The organism is Bradyrhizobium sp. I1.14.4, from assembly GCF_050435825.1.
GTDB lineage: Bacteria > Pseudomonadota > Alphaproteobacteria > Rhizobiales > Xanthobacteraceae > Bradyrhizobium.
On sequence record NZ_JBNDLA010000001.1, the window covers coordinates 614,407 to 632,274 of the forward strand.

Here is a 17,868-nt window from a genome sequence, read left to right on the forward strand (position 1 = left end):
ATTGAGCAGGCCAACATGACACTGATCTCGGAACATAGCGAAACCGACACCCGCGAGCGGATTCTCGTGGTGGCGGAGCGCCTGTTCCGGCAGATCGGCTACCAGAAGACCACGGTCGCCGACATCGCCAAAGAGCTGCGGATGAGCCCCGCCAACGTGTACCGCTTCTTCGATTCGAAGAAATCGATCCATGAAGGCGTGGCGCGCACCCTGATGGGCGGGGTCGAGATCGAGGCGCAGCGGATTGCGGCGTCGGATGGGCCGGCCGCGACCCGTTTGCGGCAGATGATGACGACCATCAATCGCATGAACACCGAGCGCTATGTCGGCGATTCCAAGCTGCACGAGATGGTCGAGATCGCGATGCAGGAGGACTGGGAGGTCTGCACCGCGCATATGGAGCTGATCGCCATGACCATCGGCCAGGTGATCGCGCAAGGCGCGGCCTCGGGCGAGTTCGAGGTCAAGGACCTTCAGGTCGCCGCGCTCTGCGCCTGCACGGCGATGATGCGGTTCTTCCACCCGCAGATGATCGCCCAGTGCGCCACCAAGCCGGGCCCGACCATCGACGAGATGATCGATTTCGTCCTTGCCGGCCTGTCGCCGCGCGCCCGCGCCAATTGAGCTGCCAGCACTGACATTTTCGTCAGTTGACTCTCCCGTCATTGCGAGCGAAGCGACGTTGTAGACCGGATGGAGCGCGGCGTGATCCGGGTTGCTTCCGCTTGTGAGACGAGTCCCGGATTGCGCTTCTTCCGGGCTACCGTGAGAGGGGCCGGCCGTGACCGCCAAAGACCTGCATTTCTACGAGCCGAAGAATGGCCACGGCCTGAAGCACGACCCGTTCAACGCCATTGTCGCGCCACGGCCGATCGGCTGGATTTCCTCACGCGACAAGGGCGGCAACGTCAACCTCGCGCCCTACAGCTTCTTCAACGCCTTCTGCTACGTGCCGCCGATCATCGGTTTCTCCTCCACCAACTGGAAGGATAGCGTCGCCAACATCGAGGACACCGGCGAGTTCGTCTGGAATCTGGCAACGATGGATCTCGCCAAGCACATGAATGCGACGGCGGCGCATGTCGCGCGCGATGTCGACGAGTTCAAGCTCGCAGGGCTGACGCAGGTCGCCGGCAAGCTCGTCAACGTGCCGCGCGTCGCCGAAAGCCCGGTGTCGTTCGAATGCAAGGTGAGCCAGATCGTCCAGTTGCAGGGCGCCGACGGCAAGAAGGCGGAGGCCTGGCTGACGCTCGGCGAGGTCGTCGCCGTCCACATCGATAAGGCCTTCATCAAGGACGGCGTCTACCAGACCGGATTGGCCCACCCGATCGTCCGGGCCGGCCGGCGCGGCGATTATTTCGAGATCAAGCCGGAGAACCTGTTCGAGATGATCCGGCCGGATTAGTTCTTTCTTCTCCCTCGCCCCGCTCTTGCGGGGTCGAGACGAGCGAAGCTCGCTCCTAGAGGGTCGGGGTGCGGGGCTGTCTCCACGCGTTGCGAACGCGGTGAGACCTGTACCCCTCACCCGGAACGCATCTTGCGATGCGTCATAGCCGAAGCTCTGCTTCGGCGTTCTTTAGAACGGCCGCCGACAGCGGCCTATGCCTCTCCCCGCAAGCGGGGCGAGGTAGGGAACGTCGATGTACTGCTACTCGCACGCGTCGCGATGACGACCTCACCACAACAATGTGAAATATCCGCGCGCTGTGATGAAAAACCGTCACTCGCAACCTTGACGCGAGCAGTCTAACCTCCCACGGCCAGGCCGGATCAACGGCCGGCCAACAGAGTGGGAGGATGCGATGACACGCCAACAGCGGAGCGATCAAAAAGAACCGCGGCGCGATCCGAACGTTTCACGACGAACGCTTGTCCAGGGGCTGGCGGTTTCCGCTGCCGCCGCAACGGGTATTGGCAAGGCGCTGGCCCAGAACGCGCCCGCGCCGGTCGGGCCACCGACCACGATCACCAGCCCGCCGCGCGACTTCAGTCCCCGCGGTGCGCCGACCACCTATTTCTGGGACCCCGACATCATCGCGGTCGATCCGTCCTTCAACGACCTTGCCCAGCCCAACACCTCGATCATGCGCCTCCATACCGGTCTGTTGTGGGCGGAAGGCCCGGCCTGGAGCTCGCAGGGCCGCTATCTCCTGTGGAGCGACATCCCGAACAACCGGCAGATGCGTTGGTCGGAGGATGACGGCCATGTCAGCGTCTTCCGCATGCCGTCGAACTACTCGAACGGCAATTCGTTCGACTTCCAGGGCCGCCAGCTGTCCTGCGAACATCTCACCCGCCGCGTGACGCGTTACGAGAATGACGGCACCGCGACCGTGCTTGCCGATTCCTATCAAGGCAAGCGGCTGAACTCGCCGAACGACGTCGTCGCGCATCCCGATGGCAGCTACTGGTTCACCGATCCGCCCTATGGCGGCCAGCTCTATGAGGGCGAGCCTGACGCGGCCGGTGGCCCGAGCAATTCCGCCGGCAAGCTCAATCCGCGGATCGGCCAACCGGCTGGCTTCGCGCCGGCCAAGCGCGAGCTGCCGACCAATTGCTATCGCATCGATCCCTCGGGGCGGGTCGATCTCGTCGTGAGCGAGGACCAGGTGCCCGACCCGAACGGCCTCAGCTTCTCGCCTGATTACAAGAAGCTCTACGTGGTCTCGACCGGCAAGGGACCCGGCGACACAGGCCCCGGCGGCAAGGGCGACGTCTTCGTGTTCGATGTCGGCGCCGACAACAAGCTCTCCAACGGCAAGCGGTTCAGCGATTTCACGATCGACGGCGTGAAGTGCGGGCCGGACGGCATCCGCTGCGACGTCAACGGCAATGTCTGGTGCTCGAGCAATGCCGGCCGCGCGGTTGGCTACAACGGCGTGACGGTGTGGTCACCCGAAGGCAAGCTGCTCGGCCGCATCCGGCTACCCGAGGTCTGCGGCAACATCACTTTCGGTGGCCCCAAGCGCAACCGACTGTTCATGGCCGCAAGCCAGTCGCTTTACGCGGTCTATACCGCCACCCAAGGCGCCGGGCCGGCCTAAGGCGCGGGAGCGGGGCGCCGGCACGAGCTGTCGGCGTCCCCCTGCTACCTGATTGTCGCAGCTCGGCTTTCGGAACTGAACGCGCGGCCTGCCGTTAACAAACGGCGGCTCGGCCGCGTCAATTTCGCTTTATTTGCAGGGCGAAGTGTTCACCCGTGACCGGCACTTTCCGTTAGGATCATCCCGGCGCTGCGCCGATCCATGAGGACCCCGCCATGAGCTTCCGCCGCGACTACATTACAAAACCGATCTTCTCCTGGGCGCGTGGCGTGCTGCCGACCATGTCGGATACCGAGCGCGAGGCGCTGGAAGCCGGCGACGTCTGGTGGGACGCCGATCTGTTCACCGGCAACCCCGACTGGTCGAAATTGCTGGCGTTCGCGCCGGCCAGGTTGACCGAAGAGGAGAATGCCTTCCTGCACGGTCCGGTCGACGAACTCTGCAAGATGCTCGACGAGTGGAAGATCAATTGGGAATGGCGCGATCTGCCGCCGGAGGTCTGGGCCTTCATCAAGGCGAAGAAATTCTTCGGCATGATCATCCCGAAGGAATTCGGCGGCCTCGGCTTCTCGCCCTATGCGCATTCCGAAGTGGTGCGCAAGATATCGTCGCGCTCGCTGACCGCGGCCGTCACCGTGATGGTGCCGAACTCGCTTGGGCCCGGCGAACTGCTGATGCGCTTCGGCACCCGGGAGCAGCAGGACAAATGGCTGCCGCGCCTGGCCTCGGGCCAGGACATTCCCTGCTTCGGCCTGACCAGCCCCGAGGCCGGCTCCGATGCCGCCTCGATGATCGACAGCGGCATCATCTGCAAGGGCAATTTCGAGGGCCGCGAAGTGCTTGGGCTCAGGCTGAACTGGCACAAGCGCTACATCACGCTCGGTCCGGTCGCGACGCTGCTCGGCCTCGCCTTCAAGGCCTATGATCCCGATCACCTCGTCGGCAGCGAGGAAGACCTCGGCATCACGGTCGCGCTGATCCCGACCCATCTGCCCGGCGTATCGATCGGCCAGCGCCATCTGCCGGCGATGCAGGTGTTCCAGAACGGTCCGAACTGGGGCCGCGATGTCATCATCCCGTTGGACTACATCATCGGTGGCCAAGAGCGGCTCGGCCAGGGCTGGAAGATGCTGATGACGGCGCTCGCCGCCGGCCGCGGCATCTCGTTGCCGTCGCTGTCGGCCGCCGGCGCTGCCTATGCCGCGCGCACCACCGGCGCCTATGCGCGCATCCGCGAGCAGTTCGGTATCTCGATCTCGAAATTCGAGGGCATTGAGGAGCCGCTGGCGCGCATCGCCGGCACGGCCTACCTGCTCGACGCCGCGCGACGGCTGACCTGCGCCGCGCTGAACGAGGGACATCACCCCGCCGTCATCTCCGGCATCATGAAGCTGCACGCCACCGAGCGGATGCGGATCGCGATCGATGACGCCATGGACATCCATGGCGGCAAGGCCGTGATCGACGGGCCGCAGAATTATCTCGGCGGGCTCTACCGTTCGGTGCCGGTCGGCATCACGGTCGAGGGCGCGAACATCCTGACCCGCAATCTGATCGTGTTCGGGCAGGGCGCGATCCGCGCGCATCCCTATCTCCTGCAGGAGATGAAAGCGCTGGGCGAGGCCGATCGCGACAAGGGGCTCACCGCGTTCGACACCGCCTTCTGGCAGCATGTCGGCCACAGCTTTGCGACCATGTTCCGCGCCTGGGGCCGCAGCTGGACTTTCGGCCTGTTCGCTCCGGCGCCGGATGCCGGCGATGCCACGGAGTTCTATCGCCAGCTGTCCCGCTATTCGTCGGCATTCGCGCTGTGCGCCGACATGGCGCTGCTCACGCTCGGCGGCGCGCTGAAGCGCAAGGAAATGCTCTCCGCGCGCTTCGGCGACATCCTCTCCGAGCTGTACCTGCTCTCGGCCGCGCTGAAGCGTTGGCAGGACGAGGGCCGCCAGAAGGAGGATCTTCCCGCGCTCGATTGGTGCATGGCATCCGGCTTCAAGACCATCGAGAACCGCTTTGCGGAAATCCTTGCCAATTTGCCGAACCGCCCCGTGGCGTGGGTACTGAAATTCCTGATCCAGCCGTTCGGCGCGCGCGTCACGGGCCCGTCGGACCGCGTCGTGCATCTGTGTGCGCAGCTCGTGCTGTCGCCGTCGACGGCGCGCGACCGCCTGACACCGGATCTCGCCTTTGTCGAGGATGACGGCGGCATCGCGCGGCTGGAGAAGGCCTTCCGCCTCGTTGCCGAGGCCGAGGACGCCGCCAAACAGCTGCGTGCGGCGCGGCTGCATGACTGGAAGGATGCCGTCAAGAAGGGCGTCATCACCCAGGCCGACGGCGAGAAGCTCGCGGCTGCGCATGAGGCCGTCGCAAAGGTCATCGAGGTCGATGATTTTGCGCCGGAGGCGCTGTCGCCGATTTACAAGAAATCCGCCGGTGTGCATCAGTTCTTCCAGGAGCTGGGTGAGCAGAGGGCGGCGAGCTGATGGCGCGACCATCGTCGACGGCAGCCGGACGCCGTTCCTGAAGGCGCGCTCTGGTCCCGGCCCGTTCACCCCGGTCGATCTCGCCGTGCAATGCGGCCGGCCGCTGTTGGCGCGCCAGCCCTTCGCGCCCACCGCCTTCGACCAGGTCATCCTCGGCTGCGTCAACGTGATCGCCGACGAGATGAACCCGGCGCGGGTCGCGGCGCTCAGGCTCGGCATGGGCGAGCAGATGGTCGCCTTCACCGTGCAGATTAATTGCGGTTCCGGCATGCAGTCGATCGACACCGGCTATCGCTATATCCGGGAGGGTATCTCCGATCTGATCCTCGCCGGCGGCGCCGAGGCCTTGAGCCACGCGCCGCTGGTCTGGCCCAATTCCGGCGTGCGCTGGTTTGCCGGCTTTGCCGGCGCCAAGGGGTTGGGTGCCAAGATTGCCGCGGCGCTGAAGGTGAAGCCGAGTTACTTCAAGCCGATCATCGGCCTCGAGCGCGGTCTGACCGATCCGATCACCGAGCTCAACATGGGGCAAACAGCCGAGAAGGTCGGCCATCTCTTCGGCATCACGCGCGCTCAGTCCGACGCCTACGCCGCCGAGAGCCACCAACGGCTGGCCAACGCGCAGAAGCAAGGCTTTCTGAAGGGCGAGGTCGAGACCGCATTCTCCCGCGACGGCAAGTTTTATGACCATGACGACGGCGTCCGCCCGGACTCGACGCCCGAGACCCTCGCAAAGCTGAGGCCAGTGTTCGAGCGCCCGTGGGGCCAGGTCACCGCCGGCAATTCCTCGCAGATCACCGACGGCGCCTCCTGGGTGATCCTGGCGTCCGAGACGGCGGTGGCAAAGCACGGGCTGACGCCGAAGGCCGTCATCCTCGACAGCCAGTGGTCGGCGCTCGATCCCTCGATCATGGGCCTCGGGCCGGTGTTGTCGGCGAATGCGCTGCTCAAGCGCAACGGGCTGACCTTGCAGGATGTCGAGACCTGGGAGCTGAACGAGGCCTTTGCCACGCAGGTGCTCGGCTGCCTCGCGGCGTGGAACGACGACAAATTCTGCCGCGAGATTTTGGGACTTGACGACGCCGCCGGTCAGATCGATCGCGCAAAACTCAATGTCGACGGCGGCGCGATCAGCCTCGGCCATCCCGTCGGCACCAGCGGCAACCGCATCGTGCTGCATCTGGTCAATGCGATGAAGCGGCTCGGCACCAGGCGCGGCGTCGCCACCGAATGCATCGGTGGCGGGCAGGGCGGCGCGATGTTGATAGAGACGGTGTGATCATGGATTCACGGATCATGGACGTTCTCGCCGATCGCGTGCTCGAGCTCGGGCCGAAGCCGGCCGCCGACAGCCCGTACAAGAACTTCAAGCTGACCCGTGACGAGGACGGCATTGCGTGGTTGCTGTTCGACCGCGCCGGCACCAGCGCCAACACACTGTCCGCCGATCTGCTCGAGGAGCTCGATGCGATCGTCGCGGCGCTGGAGAACCAGCGGCCGACCGGCCTCGTGGTGCGTTCGGCCAAGACGAGCGGCTTCATCGCCGGCGCCGACGTCAACGAATTCCGCGGCGCCGACGACCCGCGCGCGGTCGAGACCGAGATCGGCCGTGCGCATGCGGTGATCGATCGGCTCGAGGCGCTGCGCGTGCCCTCGGTCGCCGTCATCCACGGTTTCTGCCTCGGCGGCGGCCTCGAGGTCGCGCTGGCCTGCCAGATGCGGATCGCGATCGACGATGCGCGGTTCGGCTTCCCCGAGGTGATGCTCGGCCTGCATCCCGGCCTCGGCGGCACTGTGCGCTTCACCGAGCTGGTCAACCCGATGCAGGCGATGACCTTGATGCTGACCGGCAAGACGATCGACGCGCGCCGCGCCAAGTCGCTCGGCCTGGTCGACACCGTGACGCAGGAGCGCCACGTCCGCAACGCGGTGAAGGACGCGGTGTTCGGCCGGTTGAAGCGTGCCAAGCCGGGCGCGCTCAACGCGATCCTCAATCTTGGTCCGGTCCGGGGCATCCTCGCCTCGCGGATGCGCGGCGAGGCCGAGAAGGCGGCGCCGCGCAAGCATTATCCGGCGCCCTCAGCGCTGATCGATCTCTGGGAAAAGCACGCCGGCAACCGCGCGGCAATGCTGAATGCGGAGAAGGCGTCGTTTGCCAATCTGATGGTGACGCCGACCGCGCAGAACCTGATCCGCGTCTTCTTTCTGCGCGAGCAGATGAAGAGGGCGGCCGGCAGCGGCAACAAGGTTCGGCACGTCCACGTCATCGGCGCCGGCGCGATGGGCGGCGATATCGCGGCCTGGTGCGCCAACCAGGATATGCGCGTCACCCTCGCTGATATGAAGGCCGAGCCGATCGCGGGCGCCATGAAGCGTGCCGCGGAGCTGTTCGGCAAGATCATGCGCAGGCGGATCGACCAGCGCGACGCGCTGGACCGGCTGATCCCCGACATGGACGGCGAGGGCGTCCGCAATGCCGATTTGATCATCGAGGCGGTGCCGGAAAAGCTCGAGCTGAAGCAGAAGGTCTATGCCTCCCTCGAGCCGAAGATGAAGCAAGGCGCGATCCTCGCCACCAATACGTCGAGCATCCCGCTGCAGGATTTGCGCACCACGCTGGCAAGGCCGGAGCGGCTGCTCGGCCTGCATTTCTTCAATCCGGTGTCGCGGCTGCAGCTCGTTGAGGTCGTCAGTCATGACGGCACCGATGCCGCGATGCTCACGGAGGCGCTCGCCTTTGTCGGCGCCATCGACCGCCTGCCGCTGCCGGTGAAGAGCTCGCCGGGCTTCCTCGTCAACCGCGCGCTGACGCCCTACATGCTGGAAGCGATGATGATGCTGGACGAGAAGACCGACCAGCGCCTGATCGACGCGGCCGCGGTCGAGTTCGGCATGCCGATGGGACCGATCGAGCTCGCCGACCAGGTCGGCCTCGATATCTGCCTCGATGTCGGCGACATGCTGCGCTCGAAGTTCGGCGACACCTTGCCGCCGACGCCGGCCTGGCTGCGCGAGAAGGTCGCCAAGGGCGAGCTCGGCCGCAAGACCGGCAAGGGCTTCTACATCTGGAAGGACGGCAAGGCGGAGAAGGCGCCGCTGCCGGAAACCGGCCCGCGCGTGAGCGACGAAATGATCGACCGCCTGGTGCTGCCGATTTCGAATGTCTGCGTCGCCGCCTTGCGCGAAGGCATCGTCGACGACCCGGATATGGTCGACGGCGCGATGATCTTCGGCACCGGTTATGCCCCGTTCCGCGGCGGCCCGCTCAACTATGCGCGCACCCGCGGCATCGACGGGGTCGTATCCGCGCTGCGCGCGCTGGCGCAGAAGTTCGGCGATCGTTTCGCACCGGACGCAGGCTGGGAGACATTCAAATGACCGACACCCAAGCACCTGAAACTCATGTTCACGCGCCGCCGATCAGCGGCAACGAGCCGCAGGGCGATCTCTGCATCCGCACGCTGGCGATGCCGGCCGACACCAATGCCAATGGCGATATCTTCGGCGGCTGGCTGCTCAGCCAGATGGATGTCGGCGGCGGCGTGTTCGCCTCGAAGGTGGCGAAGTCCCGCACCGTGACGGTCGCGATCGAGGCGATGAATTTCCGCAAAGCGGTCTATGTCGGCGATCTCGTCTCGGTGCACGCAAATCTCGTGCGCTTGGGCCGGACCTCGGTCACGGTGCATCTTGAAGCCTGGGTGCTGCGCCGCCGCGAGCAGCAGTCGATCCTCGTGACCGACGGCAACTTCACCTATGTGTCGATCGACGAGCAGGGCCATCCGCAACCGATCCAGCGCGAGAGCACGACGATTTCGACCTGACATCTTTCGCGCGAAAAGTGCCGCTGATTCGGCACGGGAAAAACGCGTCGAAACTGAGACCGGAGCGCCGCTTGATTGCAAAAGCTGCGCTTCGCTTCGCAAATAAACTGAGGAACAAACGGTCAGCAACACCGTTGTCGGCCCGGAATCAAACCGAGGCCGATAATGTCAGACTGCTACGTCATCGAGGTAAGTTCAGAGACCGCGGGTATCGTGGTGCGCGATACCGGCGGTTACGCGTTTTTCGCGGCGTCGCACCGGTTCCAAGTCCTTGAGGGCCAAATCTTTCGCAATGCACGCGAGGCCGAGCGCGCGGCGCGTCGGCTTGTTACCGGCCAGGATCTGCAAATGGCCTCCTGATCAGGAACCACGCGGCGCGCCGTTTGCGCGCGCCGCAAGAGTCTGTATTGATGCATCCGAACTCACGGAAACGTTTTTCGGATGCCGCAGACACAAGGCAAAGCGCTGCTGTTCGATATCGACGGCACGCTGGCCGACACCGATCCGCTGCATCTGGCAGCGTTCAACCGGGTGCTTGGCCCTCATGGACACGCGTTCGATCACGCGCGGTTCGGCAAGGAGCTGCAAGGCTTCTCCAACGCGTCGATCGGAGAACGCTTCCTCGCAAACGAGCCGCCCGAACGCCGCGCTAGCATCCTTGGCGAGAAGGAGCGGATCTTTCGCGAACTGGTCTCTGGCCAGATCGTGCCGGTGCCGGGATTGATGCCGTTGCTCGACCGGGCCGATAGCGCCGGCGTGCCCATGGTGGCGGTGACCAACGCGCCGCGCGCGAACGCCGAACTGCTGCTCTCGGGACTGGGCATCGCCCATCGCTTCAGGGCGGTCGTGATCGGCGATGAATTGGCGCACGGCAAGCCGCATCCATTGCCCTATCTTGAGGGACTGCGCCTCGCGGGCGCGGCGGCGTCAGCTTCGCTGGCGTTCGAGGACTCGCGCTCCGGCATTCAGTCCGCGACGGCGGCGGGCATCGCGACGGTCGGGATGCGAACCGGGCTCAGTCATGCCGATCTGCTCGCGGCCGGCGCGGTCGCCAGCGTGCGGGCGTTCGACGATCCGGAATTGATCCGCCTCGTTGCATCGGCCATGGCTTGGTAAGGATATGGCCTGGTAAAGATATGGCCTGGTAAAGATACGGCGTGGTGAGGCGTTGTGCCGGAATGCAACTGGCATTGCTGCAACGCAGTTCTTGACCCGCCGATGCTTGCTCGTTGACCTCCGTGCCGAACGGTCGCACCATGGGCTGGAGCATGATCCGGAAAAGTGGAAAACCGGTTTTCCGAAAGGTTCATGCTCAAACCGATTGCCGTTTCAAGGGGGCCGCCGTGGCCGGACTCTCCCATCGCCAGACTGAAATCCTCAACATCGCACGCGCGTTTGGCCGGGTCATGGTCGAAGACCTTGCCAAGCGATTCGAGGTGTCGGCGCAAACCATCCGCAAGGACCTCAACGATCTCTGCGATGAGCGGTCGCTGACCCGCATCCATGGCGGCGCCATCATCGCCTCCGGCGTCGAGAACCTCGCCTATGAGGCGCGCCGCTTCGTCGCCGCCGAGGAGAAAAAGGCGATCGGCGCCGCCGCGGCCGCGCGGATTCCGAACGGCTGCTCGCTGTTCATCAATATCGGCACCACCACGGAAGAGGTCGCGAGCGCGCTGACCTCGCACGAGGATCTGCTTGTTATCACCAACAACCTCAACGTTGCGATGCTGCTGTACCGTCATCCGCGCATCGAGGTGGTGGTGGCCGGCGGCACGGTGCGCCGCGCCGACGGTGCCGTGGTCGGCTCCACCGCAACCCAGCTGATCGGCCAGTTCAAGGTCGATTATGCCATCATCGGCGCGTCCGCGATCGACGAGGAGGGCGCGCTGCTCGACTTCGACTATCGCGAGGTGCAGGTAGCGCAGGCGATCATTGCCAATGCGCGCAACGTCATGCTGGTGTCGGATGCGACCAAGCTCCGCCGCAGCGCGCCGGTGCGCATCGCCCATATGAGTCAGATCCAGACCTTCGTCACCGATTCGCCCCTGCCTGCGGGCCTCGCCAACATCTGTCACAGCCGCGGCATCGAGGTGGTGGTCGCGATGGACAAGCCGGCAGTCGATATCGACGACAACGGCGCCGACGCCGCACCCGCGACGCTGCGCAGCGCGTGACTTCAGAGCCTCTCGCTGTCATCGCCCCGGGCGATCCAGTATTCCAGAGACATTGACGCTGGAGCCGCGACGTCGCGGCGGACTGGATGCCCCGCTTGAAGCGGGCATGACAGCGGAATGCGACGAGCGCACAATTCCCTCACCGTCACTGCCGCGCAACGGCTTTGCCGTCGTCGCTGGAGGTGGCCGCTTCTTCAGCGGCTCTCGAAGGACTGACGGCCCGACCGAGCCCGCGCACCCCTTCGAGGCTCGCTCCGCTCGCACCTCTGGGCGACGGGTCTGCTACCGGATGTGCCGAACGGGGAGTCTGCTCCTGCCGCACTCATTCCGCCCAAAAAATCCCCAGCTAAAGTTCCCTATTTTCACTTTGCTTTCGTTTTTGGTTGTGATCTACTCCAATCCGAAAGTAAAAATCGTCAAAGCGAAGACGGTTGCCGGGGGAAGCGTTCTTTGGATCGAATTTACGACCTCGCCATCATCGGAGGCGGCGTTAATGGCTGCGGCATCGCGCGCGATGCGGCGGGCCGGGGAAATTCTGTTTTCCTCTGCGAAATGAATGACTTGGCTAGCGGGACGTCGTCCTGGTCGACCAAGCTCGTGCACGGCGGTCTGCGCTATCTCGAATATTACGAGTTTCGTTTGGTGCGCGAGGCGCTGATCGAGCGCGAGATCCTCTGGCAGATCGCGCCGCATATCATTCGCCCGTTGCGTTTCGTTTTGCCGCACCACGCCGGCCTGCGGCCGGCTTGGCTGCTGCGGCTCGGCCTCTTCCTCTACGACCACATCGGCGGCCGGCACCTGCTGCCGGCGACGCGCTCGGTGGATCTGACACGCGACGTGGTCGGCAAGCCGCTGATCCCGGGCCGCTACACCAAGGGCTTTGAATATTCCGACTGCTTCGTCGACGACGCGCGGCTGGTTGCGCTGACTGCGCGCGACGCGGCCGATCGCGGCGCCGAGATCCGCACCCGCACCCGCGCGGTCGAGATCCGGCAGGTCGACGGCGTCTGGCACGTCACCGTCGAGGACGGCGTGAGCGGCGCCCGCGACACGATCAAGGCGCGCGTGCTGGTCAATGCCGGCGGTCCCTGGGTCGAGCAGGTGCTGGCGTCGGGCGCCGGCGTCAACGCGCGGGCCAAGGTGCGGCTGGTGCAGGGCTCGCACATCGTGGTGCCCAAACTCTACGACCACGACCGCGCCTACATCTTCCAGAACGCCGACGGCCGCATCATCTTCGTGATTCCCTATCAGAACGATTTCTCGCTGATCGGCACCACCGATCGCGACTATGACGGTGATCCGGCCAAGGTGAAGGCGACGCGGGAGGAGATCGAGTATCTCTGCGCCTCCGCCAGCGCGTATCTGGCCAAGCCTGTGAAGCCCGAGGACGTGGTCTGGAATTACTCCGGTGTGCGTCCGCTCTATGACGACGGCGCGAGCGAAGCCAAGGCCGCGACCCGCGACTATGTGTTCGAGCTCGATACGCCCGGCGGTGCACCGCTGCTGTCGATCTATGGCGGCAAGATCACGACCTATCGCCGCCTCTCCGAAGAGGCGCTGGAGCGGCTGTCGCCCTATCTTCGCGGCACCAAAGCGCAGGAGGGCTGGACCGGCAAGACGCCGCTGCCCGGCGGCGACATGGACGTGTCCGCGGTCGCGGCGCTGAGCGCCGAGCTGGTTCGCAATCACCCGTTCCTCACGCAGCCGCACGCCAACCGTCTCGCGCATGCTTACGGCACGCGCGCCGGCAAAGTCTTGGGCAACGCAGCATCGGCTGATGATCTCGGCCGCTCCTTCGGCGCCACCTTGACGGAGAGTGAAGTCCGGTACCTGATGGCGTCCGAATGGGCACGGACTGCGGAAGATGTCGTCTGGCGACGATCCAAGCTGGGCTTGCGGATGACGGCGGGTGAAATCGCCGCGCTCGACGAGTGGATGCTCGCCAACCGCGTGTCCGGTGAACGTCCCCTCCGCGAAGCGGGAGGACGGGCATGAGCGTTACACTGCAGAATGTCACGCGAACCGTGGATGGCATTGCGACCATCCGCGATGTTTCGCTGACGCTGGAGCGTGGCACGCTCAGCGTGCTGCTCGGGCCGACGCTATCGGGCAAGACCTCGATCATGCGGCTGCTGGCCGGCCTCGACAAGCCGACCACCGGCCGCGTGCTGGTCGACGGCAAGGACGTCACCGGCGCCGACGTGCGCCAGCGCTCGGTCGCGATGGTCTATCAGCAGTTCATCAACTATCCCTCGTTCACGGTCTACGAGAACATTGCCTCGCCGCTGCGGGTGCAGGGCAAGCCGCGCGCCGAGATCGAGCAGCGGGTGACGGAGGCGGCCAGCCTGTTGCGGCTCGAGCCGTATCTCAAGCGCACCCCGCTGCAGCTCTCCGGCGGCCAGCAGCAGCGCACCGCGATCGCGCGCGCGCTGGTCAAGGGCGCCGACCTCGTGCTGCTCGACGAACCGCTCGCCAACCTCGACTACAAGCTGCGCGAGGAGTTGCGCACCGAGCTGCCCCGCATCTTCGAGGCCTCCGGCGCGATCTTCGTCTACGCCACCACCGAACCGTCGGAAGCGCTGCTGCTCGGCGGCGACACGGTGTGCATGTGGGAAGGTCGGGCGCTGCAGATCGGTGCAACGCCGAGGGTCTATCGCCATCCCGACACGCTGCGCGTCGCGCAGGTGTTCTCCGATCCGCCGCTCAACATCATCGGCATCGAGAAGAAGGGCGCGCAAGTGACTTATGCCGGCGGCGAGCAGGCGCCCGCGGCCGGCCTCTATGCCAATTTGCCTGACGGCGCCTACCGGATCGGCTTCCGCGCGCACCAGCTCGAGGTCGGAAGCGCCGCGACCGGCCGCCACAAATTCTCCGCTGCCGTGACGGTGACCGAGATCACCGGCTCTGAGAGCTTCGTCCACGTCCATGTCCACGGCTCGAACTGGGTCGCGGTGCTGCACGGCGTGCACGAATATGAACCCGGGCAGGTGCTCGCCGCCGCGCTCGATCCCGAAAATATCTTTGTGTTTGACGCAGCCGACCGCCTGGTCGCGTCGCCCGCGACCGCGTTTGCAAGCGAACTATATGGCAGTTCGCTTGCGGCAAGCGCGTCAGCCAGCAAGAGCAATTGAGGGAGATGCCCGATGGCCCGCATTGACCTCGTCGATCTCGCGCAATCCTACAGCGGCAACGATGCGCCGCCGGAATCCTTTGCGCTGAAGCCGGTGACGATGACCTGGCGGCAGGGCGGCGCCTATGCGCTGCTCGGGCCGTCCGGCTGCGGCAAGACCACGCTGCTCAACCTGATTTCCGGCATCGTGACGCCGTCGCGCGGCAAGATCCTGTTCGACGGCAAGGACATCACCCCGCTGTCGACGCAGAAGCGCAACATCGCGCAAGTGTTCCAGTTCCCGGTGATCTACGACACCATGACGGTCGGCCAGAACCTGGCCTTCCCGCTGAAGAACCGCGGCATCGCGAAGGCCGTAGTCGATGCGCGGGTCAAGCAGATCGCCGACCTGCTCGACCTCACACCGTATCTGAAACGCAAGGCGACGCGGCTCACCGCCGACGCCAAGCAGAAGATCTCGCTCGGCCGCGGCCTGGTGCGCTCCGACGTCGCCGCCGTCCTGTTCGACGAGCCGCTGACGGTGATCGATCCCGAGCTGAAGTGGCAGCTGCGTTCCAAGCTGAAGGCGCTGCATCGCGAGCTCGACCTCACGATGATCTACGTCACCCACGACCAGACCGAGGCGCTGACCTTCGCCGATACCGTCGTCGTCATGCATGACGGCCGCGTGGTGCAGAGCGGTACGCCGGCCGAGCTGTTCGACAAGCCGGCGCACACCTTCGTCGGCTATTTCATCGGCTCGCCCGGCATGAACATCGTGCCCGCCGAGGTCAGTGGCCACGAGGCGCGGATCGACGGCCACGTCATCGGCCTGCGTCGCAACTACGGCGTTCTGCCGGCCGGCAAGAAGATCGAGATCGGCGTGCGGCCGGAATTCGTCGACATCGCGGCGCCCGCGTCGGGGCTGCTGTCGGCCACCATCGAGCGGATCGACGATCTCGGCCGCATCCAGTTCGCCCGCGTTCGTGTCGGCAACACCAAGCTCGCGGCGCGCGTGCCGCCGGGCTTCTCGGTCTCCGGCGATACCGCCGGCCTGATCTTCAATCCCGCCTACGTCCACGTCTATGCCGACAGTGCTTTGGTCGAAGGGGTCGCGTGATGGACAAGACCATCAACCAGAAGGCCTGGTTCCTGGTGCTGCCGGTGTTCCTGGTGGTCGCATTCTCGGCGGTGCTGCCGCTGATGACCGTCGTGAATTATTCGATGCAGGACACGTTCGGCAACAACCAGTTCTTCTGGAACGGCGTCGGCTGGTTCAAGGAGCTGCTCGATCCCTCGACCGATCTCGGTGGTCGCTTCCTGGCTTCGCTTGGCCGCAACCTGTTCTTCTCCGCCGTGATCCTTGCGATCGAGGTGCCGCTCGGCATCATCGTCGCGCTGTCGATGCCGCGCGAGGGCTGGAGCGTCGCGGTCTGTCTCGTCATCCTCGCATTGCCGCTTTTGATTCCGTGGAACGTGGTCGGCACCATCTGGCAGATCTTCGGCCGGCCCGATATCGGCCTGCTCGGCTATGTGCTGAACCACCTCGGCTTCAACTACAACTACGTCTCCAACGAGGTCGATGCCTGGGTCACCGTGATCGTGATGGACGTCTGGCATTGGACCAGCCTCGTCGCGCTGCTGTGCTACGCCGGCCTGAAGTCGATCCCCGATGCCTATTACCAGGCGGCGCAGATCGACGGCGCTTCGCGCTGGGCGGTGTTCAAGGCGATCCAGCTGCCGAAGATGAACCGCGTGCTGCTGATCGCGGTGCTGCTGCGCTTCATGGACTCTTTCATGATCTACACCGAGCCGTTCGTGGTCACCGGCGGCGGTCCCGGCAACTCGACGACCTTCGTCTCGATCGAGCTCGTCAAGATCGCGCTCGGCCAGTTCGACCTCGGCAAGGCCGCGGCGCTGTCGCTGGTCTACAATTTGATCATCCTGATCGTGTGCTGGGTATTCTACACCGTGATGACCAATGCCGGCTCCGAGCGTCCGGTCAAGGGAGGAGCGGCGTGATGCATTCGATCCCTGGCCGCCGCCTGATCATGGCGTTGTTCCTGATCTTCCTGCTGTTGCCGATCTACTGGCTCGTCAACATGAGCTTCAAGACCAACGCCGAGATCGTCTCGACGATGACGCTGTGGCCGCACACGCCGACGCTGCAGCATTACCGGCGCATCTTCACCGACGAGAGCTGGTATTCCGGCTACATCAATTCGCTGGAATATGTCGTCATCAACACCGTGATCTCGATCGCGGTGGCGTTGCCGGCGGCCTATGCGTTCTCGCGCTACCGCTTCCTCGGCGACAAGCATCTGTTCTTCTGGCTGCTGTCGAACCGCATGGCGCCGGCGGCGGTCTACGCGCTGCCGTTCTTCAACCTGTACTCGGCGATCGGCCTGTTCGATACGCCGTGGGCGGTCGCGCTCGCGCACTGCATCTTCAACGTGCCGCTGGCGGTGTGGATTCTCGAAGGGTTCGTCTCCGGCGTGCCGCGCGAGATCGACGAGACCGCCTTCCTCGACGGTTATTCGTTTCCGCGCTTCTTCATCAAGATCCTGGTACCGTTGATCGCGAGCGGCATTGGCGTCGCCGCCTTCTTCTGCTTCATGTTCTCATGGGTCGAGCTGCTGCTGGCGCGCACGCTGACCTCGGTGCAGGCCAAGCCCATCGCAGCGATCATGACGCGTACGGTCTCGGCTGCCGGCATGGACTGGGGCCTGCTTGCCGCGGCCGGTGTGCTCACCATCATTCCGGGCGCGCTCGTGATCTGGTTCGTCCGCAACTACATCGCGCGCGGCTTCGCGCTCGGCCGGGTCTAGGAGGCACTCATGGAATCCATCGCATGGATGGCCTGGACGCTGCCGACCGCGATCTTCTTCGTGCTGCTCGCCTCGACGCTCGGCGTGATGACCTGGCTCGCCGCGGTCTATCCCGAGGCCGAGCGGGTCGGCGTGCTGCGGATTCCGACCACCCGCGGCGACCGTCTGTTCGTTTCGCTGGTGCTGGCGGCGGTGATCCACCTGCTGTGGATCGGCCTCGTCGGCACCGATCCGATTTTCACCCTCCCGATCGGGGAGGGCGTCGAGATTTCGAGCCTGTGGCTCGGAACGGTAATTTCGCTTCTTTCAGCCGTGGTGATTTTTCGCACCGTCTGAAGAACGCGAAGAAGAGCAGATCCGGGGTCTACCCGGGCCTGGATTTAGTCGCTGCAACCGGAGGAATCACATGCGA

The 17,868-nt window shown here is 64.9% G+C and carries 17 protein-coding genes; all 17 read left to right on the forward strand.

The window, feature by feature from the left end:
* Window positions 1-15: 15 nt before the first annotated feature.
* Window positions 16-624, forward strand: a complete 609-nt coding sequence (locus ABIB78_RS02875) for a TetR/AcrR family transcriptional regulator (RefSeq protein ID WP_429021186.1) — start codon at window positions 16-18, stop codon at window positions 622-624.
* A 157-nt stretch (window positions 625-781) separates the two neighbouring features.
* The gene (locus ABIB78_RS02880) at window positions 782-1,405 is read left to right on the forward strand and encodes a flavin reductase family protein (protein WP_429021188.1); all 624 of its coding nucleotides are present in this window, start codon (window positions 782-784) and stop codon (window positions 1,403-1,405) included.
* A 397-nt stretch (window positions 1,406-1,802) separates the two neighbouring features.
* Window positions 1,803-3,044: an SMP-30/gluconolactonase/LRE family protein gene (locus ABIB78_RS02885; RefSeq protein WP_429021191.1), complete on the forward strand. Its 1,242-nt coding sequence runs from the start codon at window positions 1,803-1,805 to the stop codon at window positions 3,042-3,044.
* A 215-nt stretch (window positions 3,045-3,259) separates the two neighbouring features.
* Window positions 3,260-5,527 (forward strand): acyl-CoA dehydrogenase, encoded by a 2,268-nt coding sequence (locus ABIB78_RS02890; RefSeq protein ID WP_429021193.1) that lies wholly within the window; start codon window positions 3,260-3,262, stop codon window positions 5,525-5,527.
* Complete coding sequence (locus ABIB78_RS02895) at window positions 5,505-6,803, forward strand: acetyl-CoA C-acetyltransferase (RefSeq protein ID WP_429021195.1); 1,299 nt, start codon at window positions 5,505-5,507, stop codon at window positions 6,801-6,803. Before ABIB78_RS02890 ends, ABIB78_RS02895 begins: the two co-directional genes overlap by 23 nt.
* A 2-nt stretch (window positions 6,804-6,805) precedes the next feature.
* On the forward strand, window positions 6,806-8,902 hold the full coding sequence (locus tag ABIB78_RS02900; protein WP_429021197.1) for a 3-hydroxyacyl-CoA dehydrogenase NAD-binding domain-containing protein: 2,097 nt from the start codon (window positions 6,806-6,808) through the stop codon (window positions 8,900-8,902).
* Entirely contained in the window at window positions 8,899-9,345 is a 447-nt protein-coding gene (locus ABIB78_RS02905) for an acyl-CoA thioesterase (RefSeq protein ID WP_429021199.1), read from the forward strand. Before ABIB78_RS02900 ends, ABIB78_RS02905 begins: the two co-directional genes overlap by 4 nt.
* Before the next feature lie 165 nt (window positions 9,346-9,510).
* Window positions 9,511-9,705, forward strand: a complete 195-nt coding sequence (locus ABIB78_RS02910; protein WP_429021200.1) for a hypothetical protein — start codon at window positions 9,511-9,513, stop codon at window positions 9,703-9,705.
* An 81-nt stretch (window positions 9,706-9,786) separates the two neighbouring features.
* On the forward strand, window positions 9,787-10,461 hold the full coding sequence (locus ABIB78_RS02915) for an HAD family hydrolase (RefSeq protein WP_429021201.1): 675 nt from the start codon (window positions 9,787-9,789) through the stop codon (window positions 10,459-10,461).
* Between the two features lie 227 nt (window positions 10,462-10,688).
* Window positions 10,689-11,519 carry a DeoR/GlpR family DNA-binding transcription regulator gene (locus ABIB78_RS02920; RefSeq protein WP_163161530.1) on the forward strand — a complete coding sequence of 277 codons (831 nt, stop codon included), beginning with the start codon at window positions 10,689-10,691 and terminating at the stop codon, window positions 11,517-11,519.
* A gap of 106 nt (window positions 11,520-11,625) precedes the next feature.
* A complete protein-coding gene (locus ABIB78_RS02925) occupies window positions 11,626-12,075 on the forward strand; it encodes a hypothetical protein (RefSeq protein WP_429021566.1) in 450 nt (149 codons plus the stop codon).
* On the forward strand, window positions 11,970-13,514 hold the full coding sequence (gene glpD / locus ABIB78_RS02930; protein WP_429021203.1) for a glycerol-3-phosphate dehydrogenase: 1,545 nt from the start codon (window positions 11,970-11,972) through the stop codon (window positions 13,512-13,514). The genes ABIB78_RS02925 and glpD overlap by 106 nt, the downstream gene beginning before the upstream one ends.
* Window positions 13,511-14,650, forward strand: coding sequence for an ABC transporter ATP-binding protein (locus ABIB78_RS02935; RefSeq protein ID WP_429021205.1), 1,140 nt, complete (start codon window positions 13,511-13,513; stop codon window positions 14,648-14,650). The genes glpD and ABIB78_RS02935 overlap by 4 nt, the downstream gene beginning before the upstream one ends.
* Window positions 14,651-14,662: 12 nt before the next feature.
* Window positions 14,663-15,748 (forward strand): ABC transporter ATP-binding protein, encoded by a 1,086-nt coding sequence (locus tag ABIB78_RS02940; RefSeq protein ID WP_429021207.1) that lies wholly within the window; start codon window positions 14,663-14,665, stop codon window positions 15,746-15,748.
* A complete protein-coding gene (locus ABIB78_RS02945; protein WP_429021208.1) occupies window positions 15,748-16,650 on the forward strand; it encodes a carbohydrate ABC transporter permease in 903 nt (300 codons plus the stop codon). The genes ABIB78_RS02940 and ABIB78_RS02945 overlap by 1 nt, the downstream gene beginning before the upstream one ends.
* Complete coding sequence (locus ABIB78_RS02950; RefSeq protein WP_021075985.1) at window positions 16,650-17,456, forward strand: carbohydrate ABC transporter permease; 807 nt, start codon at window positions 16,650-16,652, stop codon at window positions 17,454-17,456. The genes ABIB78_RS02945 and ABIB78_RS02950 overlap by 1 nt, the downstream gene beginning before the upstream one ends.
* A 9-nt stretch (window positions 17,457-17,465) precedes the next feature.
* Window positions 17,466-17,792 (forward strand): DUF2160 domain-containing protein, encoded by a 327-nt coding sequence (locus tag ABIB78_RS02955; RefSeq protein WP_429021213.1) that lies wholly within the window; start codon window positions 17,466-17,468, stop codon window positions 17,790-17,792.
* Window positions 17,793-17,868: the final 76 nt, after the last annotated feature.

Excerpts from the sequence above, each read along its gene's own strand:
- ABIB78_RS02905 (WP_429021199.1), top strand. The coding sequence starts at position 8,899 with ATGACCGACACCCAAGCACCTGAAACTCATGTTCACGCGCCGCCGATC.
- ABIB78_RS02940 (WP_429021207.1), top strand. The coding sequence starts at position 14,663 with ATGGCCCGCATTGACCTCGTCGATCTCGCGCAATCCTACAGCGGCAAC.
- ABIB78_RS02885 (WP_429021191.1), top strand. The coding sequence starts at position 1,803 with ATGACACGCCAACAGCGGAGCGATCAAAAAGAACCGCGGCGCGATCCG.
- ABIB78_RS02915 (WP_429021201.1), top strand. The coding sequence starts at position 9,787 with ATGCCGCAGACACAAGGCAAAGCGCTGCTGTTCGATATCGACGGCACG.
- ABIB78_RS02925 (WP_429021566.1), top strand. The coding sequence starts at position 11,626 with ATGACAGCGGAATGCGACGAGCGCACAATTCCCTCACCGTCACTGCCG.
- ABIB78_RS02890 (WP_429021193.1), top strand. The coding sequence starts at position 3,260 with ATGAGCTTCCGCCGCGACTACATTACAAAACCGATCTTCTCCTGGGCG.
- ABIB78_RS02910 (WP_429021200.1), top strand. The coding sequence starts at position 9,511 with ATGTCAGACTGCTACGTCATCGAGGTAAGTTCAGAGACCGCGGGTATC.
- ABIB78_RS02935 (WP_429021205.1), top strand. The coding sequence starts at position 13,511 with ATGAGCGTTACACTGCAGAATGTCACGCGAACCGTGGATGGCATTGCG.
- ABIB78_RS02900 (WP_429021197.1), top strand. The coding sequence starts at position 6,806 with ATGGATTCACGGATCATGGACGTTCTCGCCGATCGCGTGCTCGAGCTC.
- ABIB78_RS02955 (WP_429021213.1), top strand. The coding sequence starts at position 17,466 with ATGGAATCCATCGCATGGATGGCCTGGACGCTGCCGACCGCGATCTTC.
- ABIB78_RS02950 (WP_021075985.1), top strand. The coding sequence starts at position 16,650 with ATGCATTCGATCCCTGGCCGCCGCCTGATCATGGCGTTGTTCCTGATC.
- ABIB78_RS02945 (WP_429021208.1), top strand. The coding sequence starts at position 15,748 with ATGGACAAGACCATCAACCAGAAGGCCTGGTTCCTGGTGCTGCCGGTG.
- ABIB78_RS02875 (WP_429021186.1), top strand. The coding sequence starts at position 16 with ATGACACTGATCTCGGAACATAGCGAAACCGACACCCGCGAGCGGATT.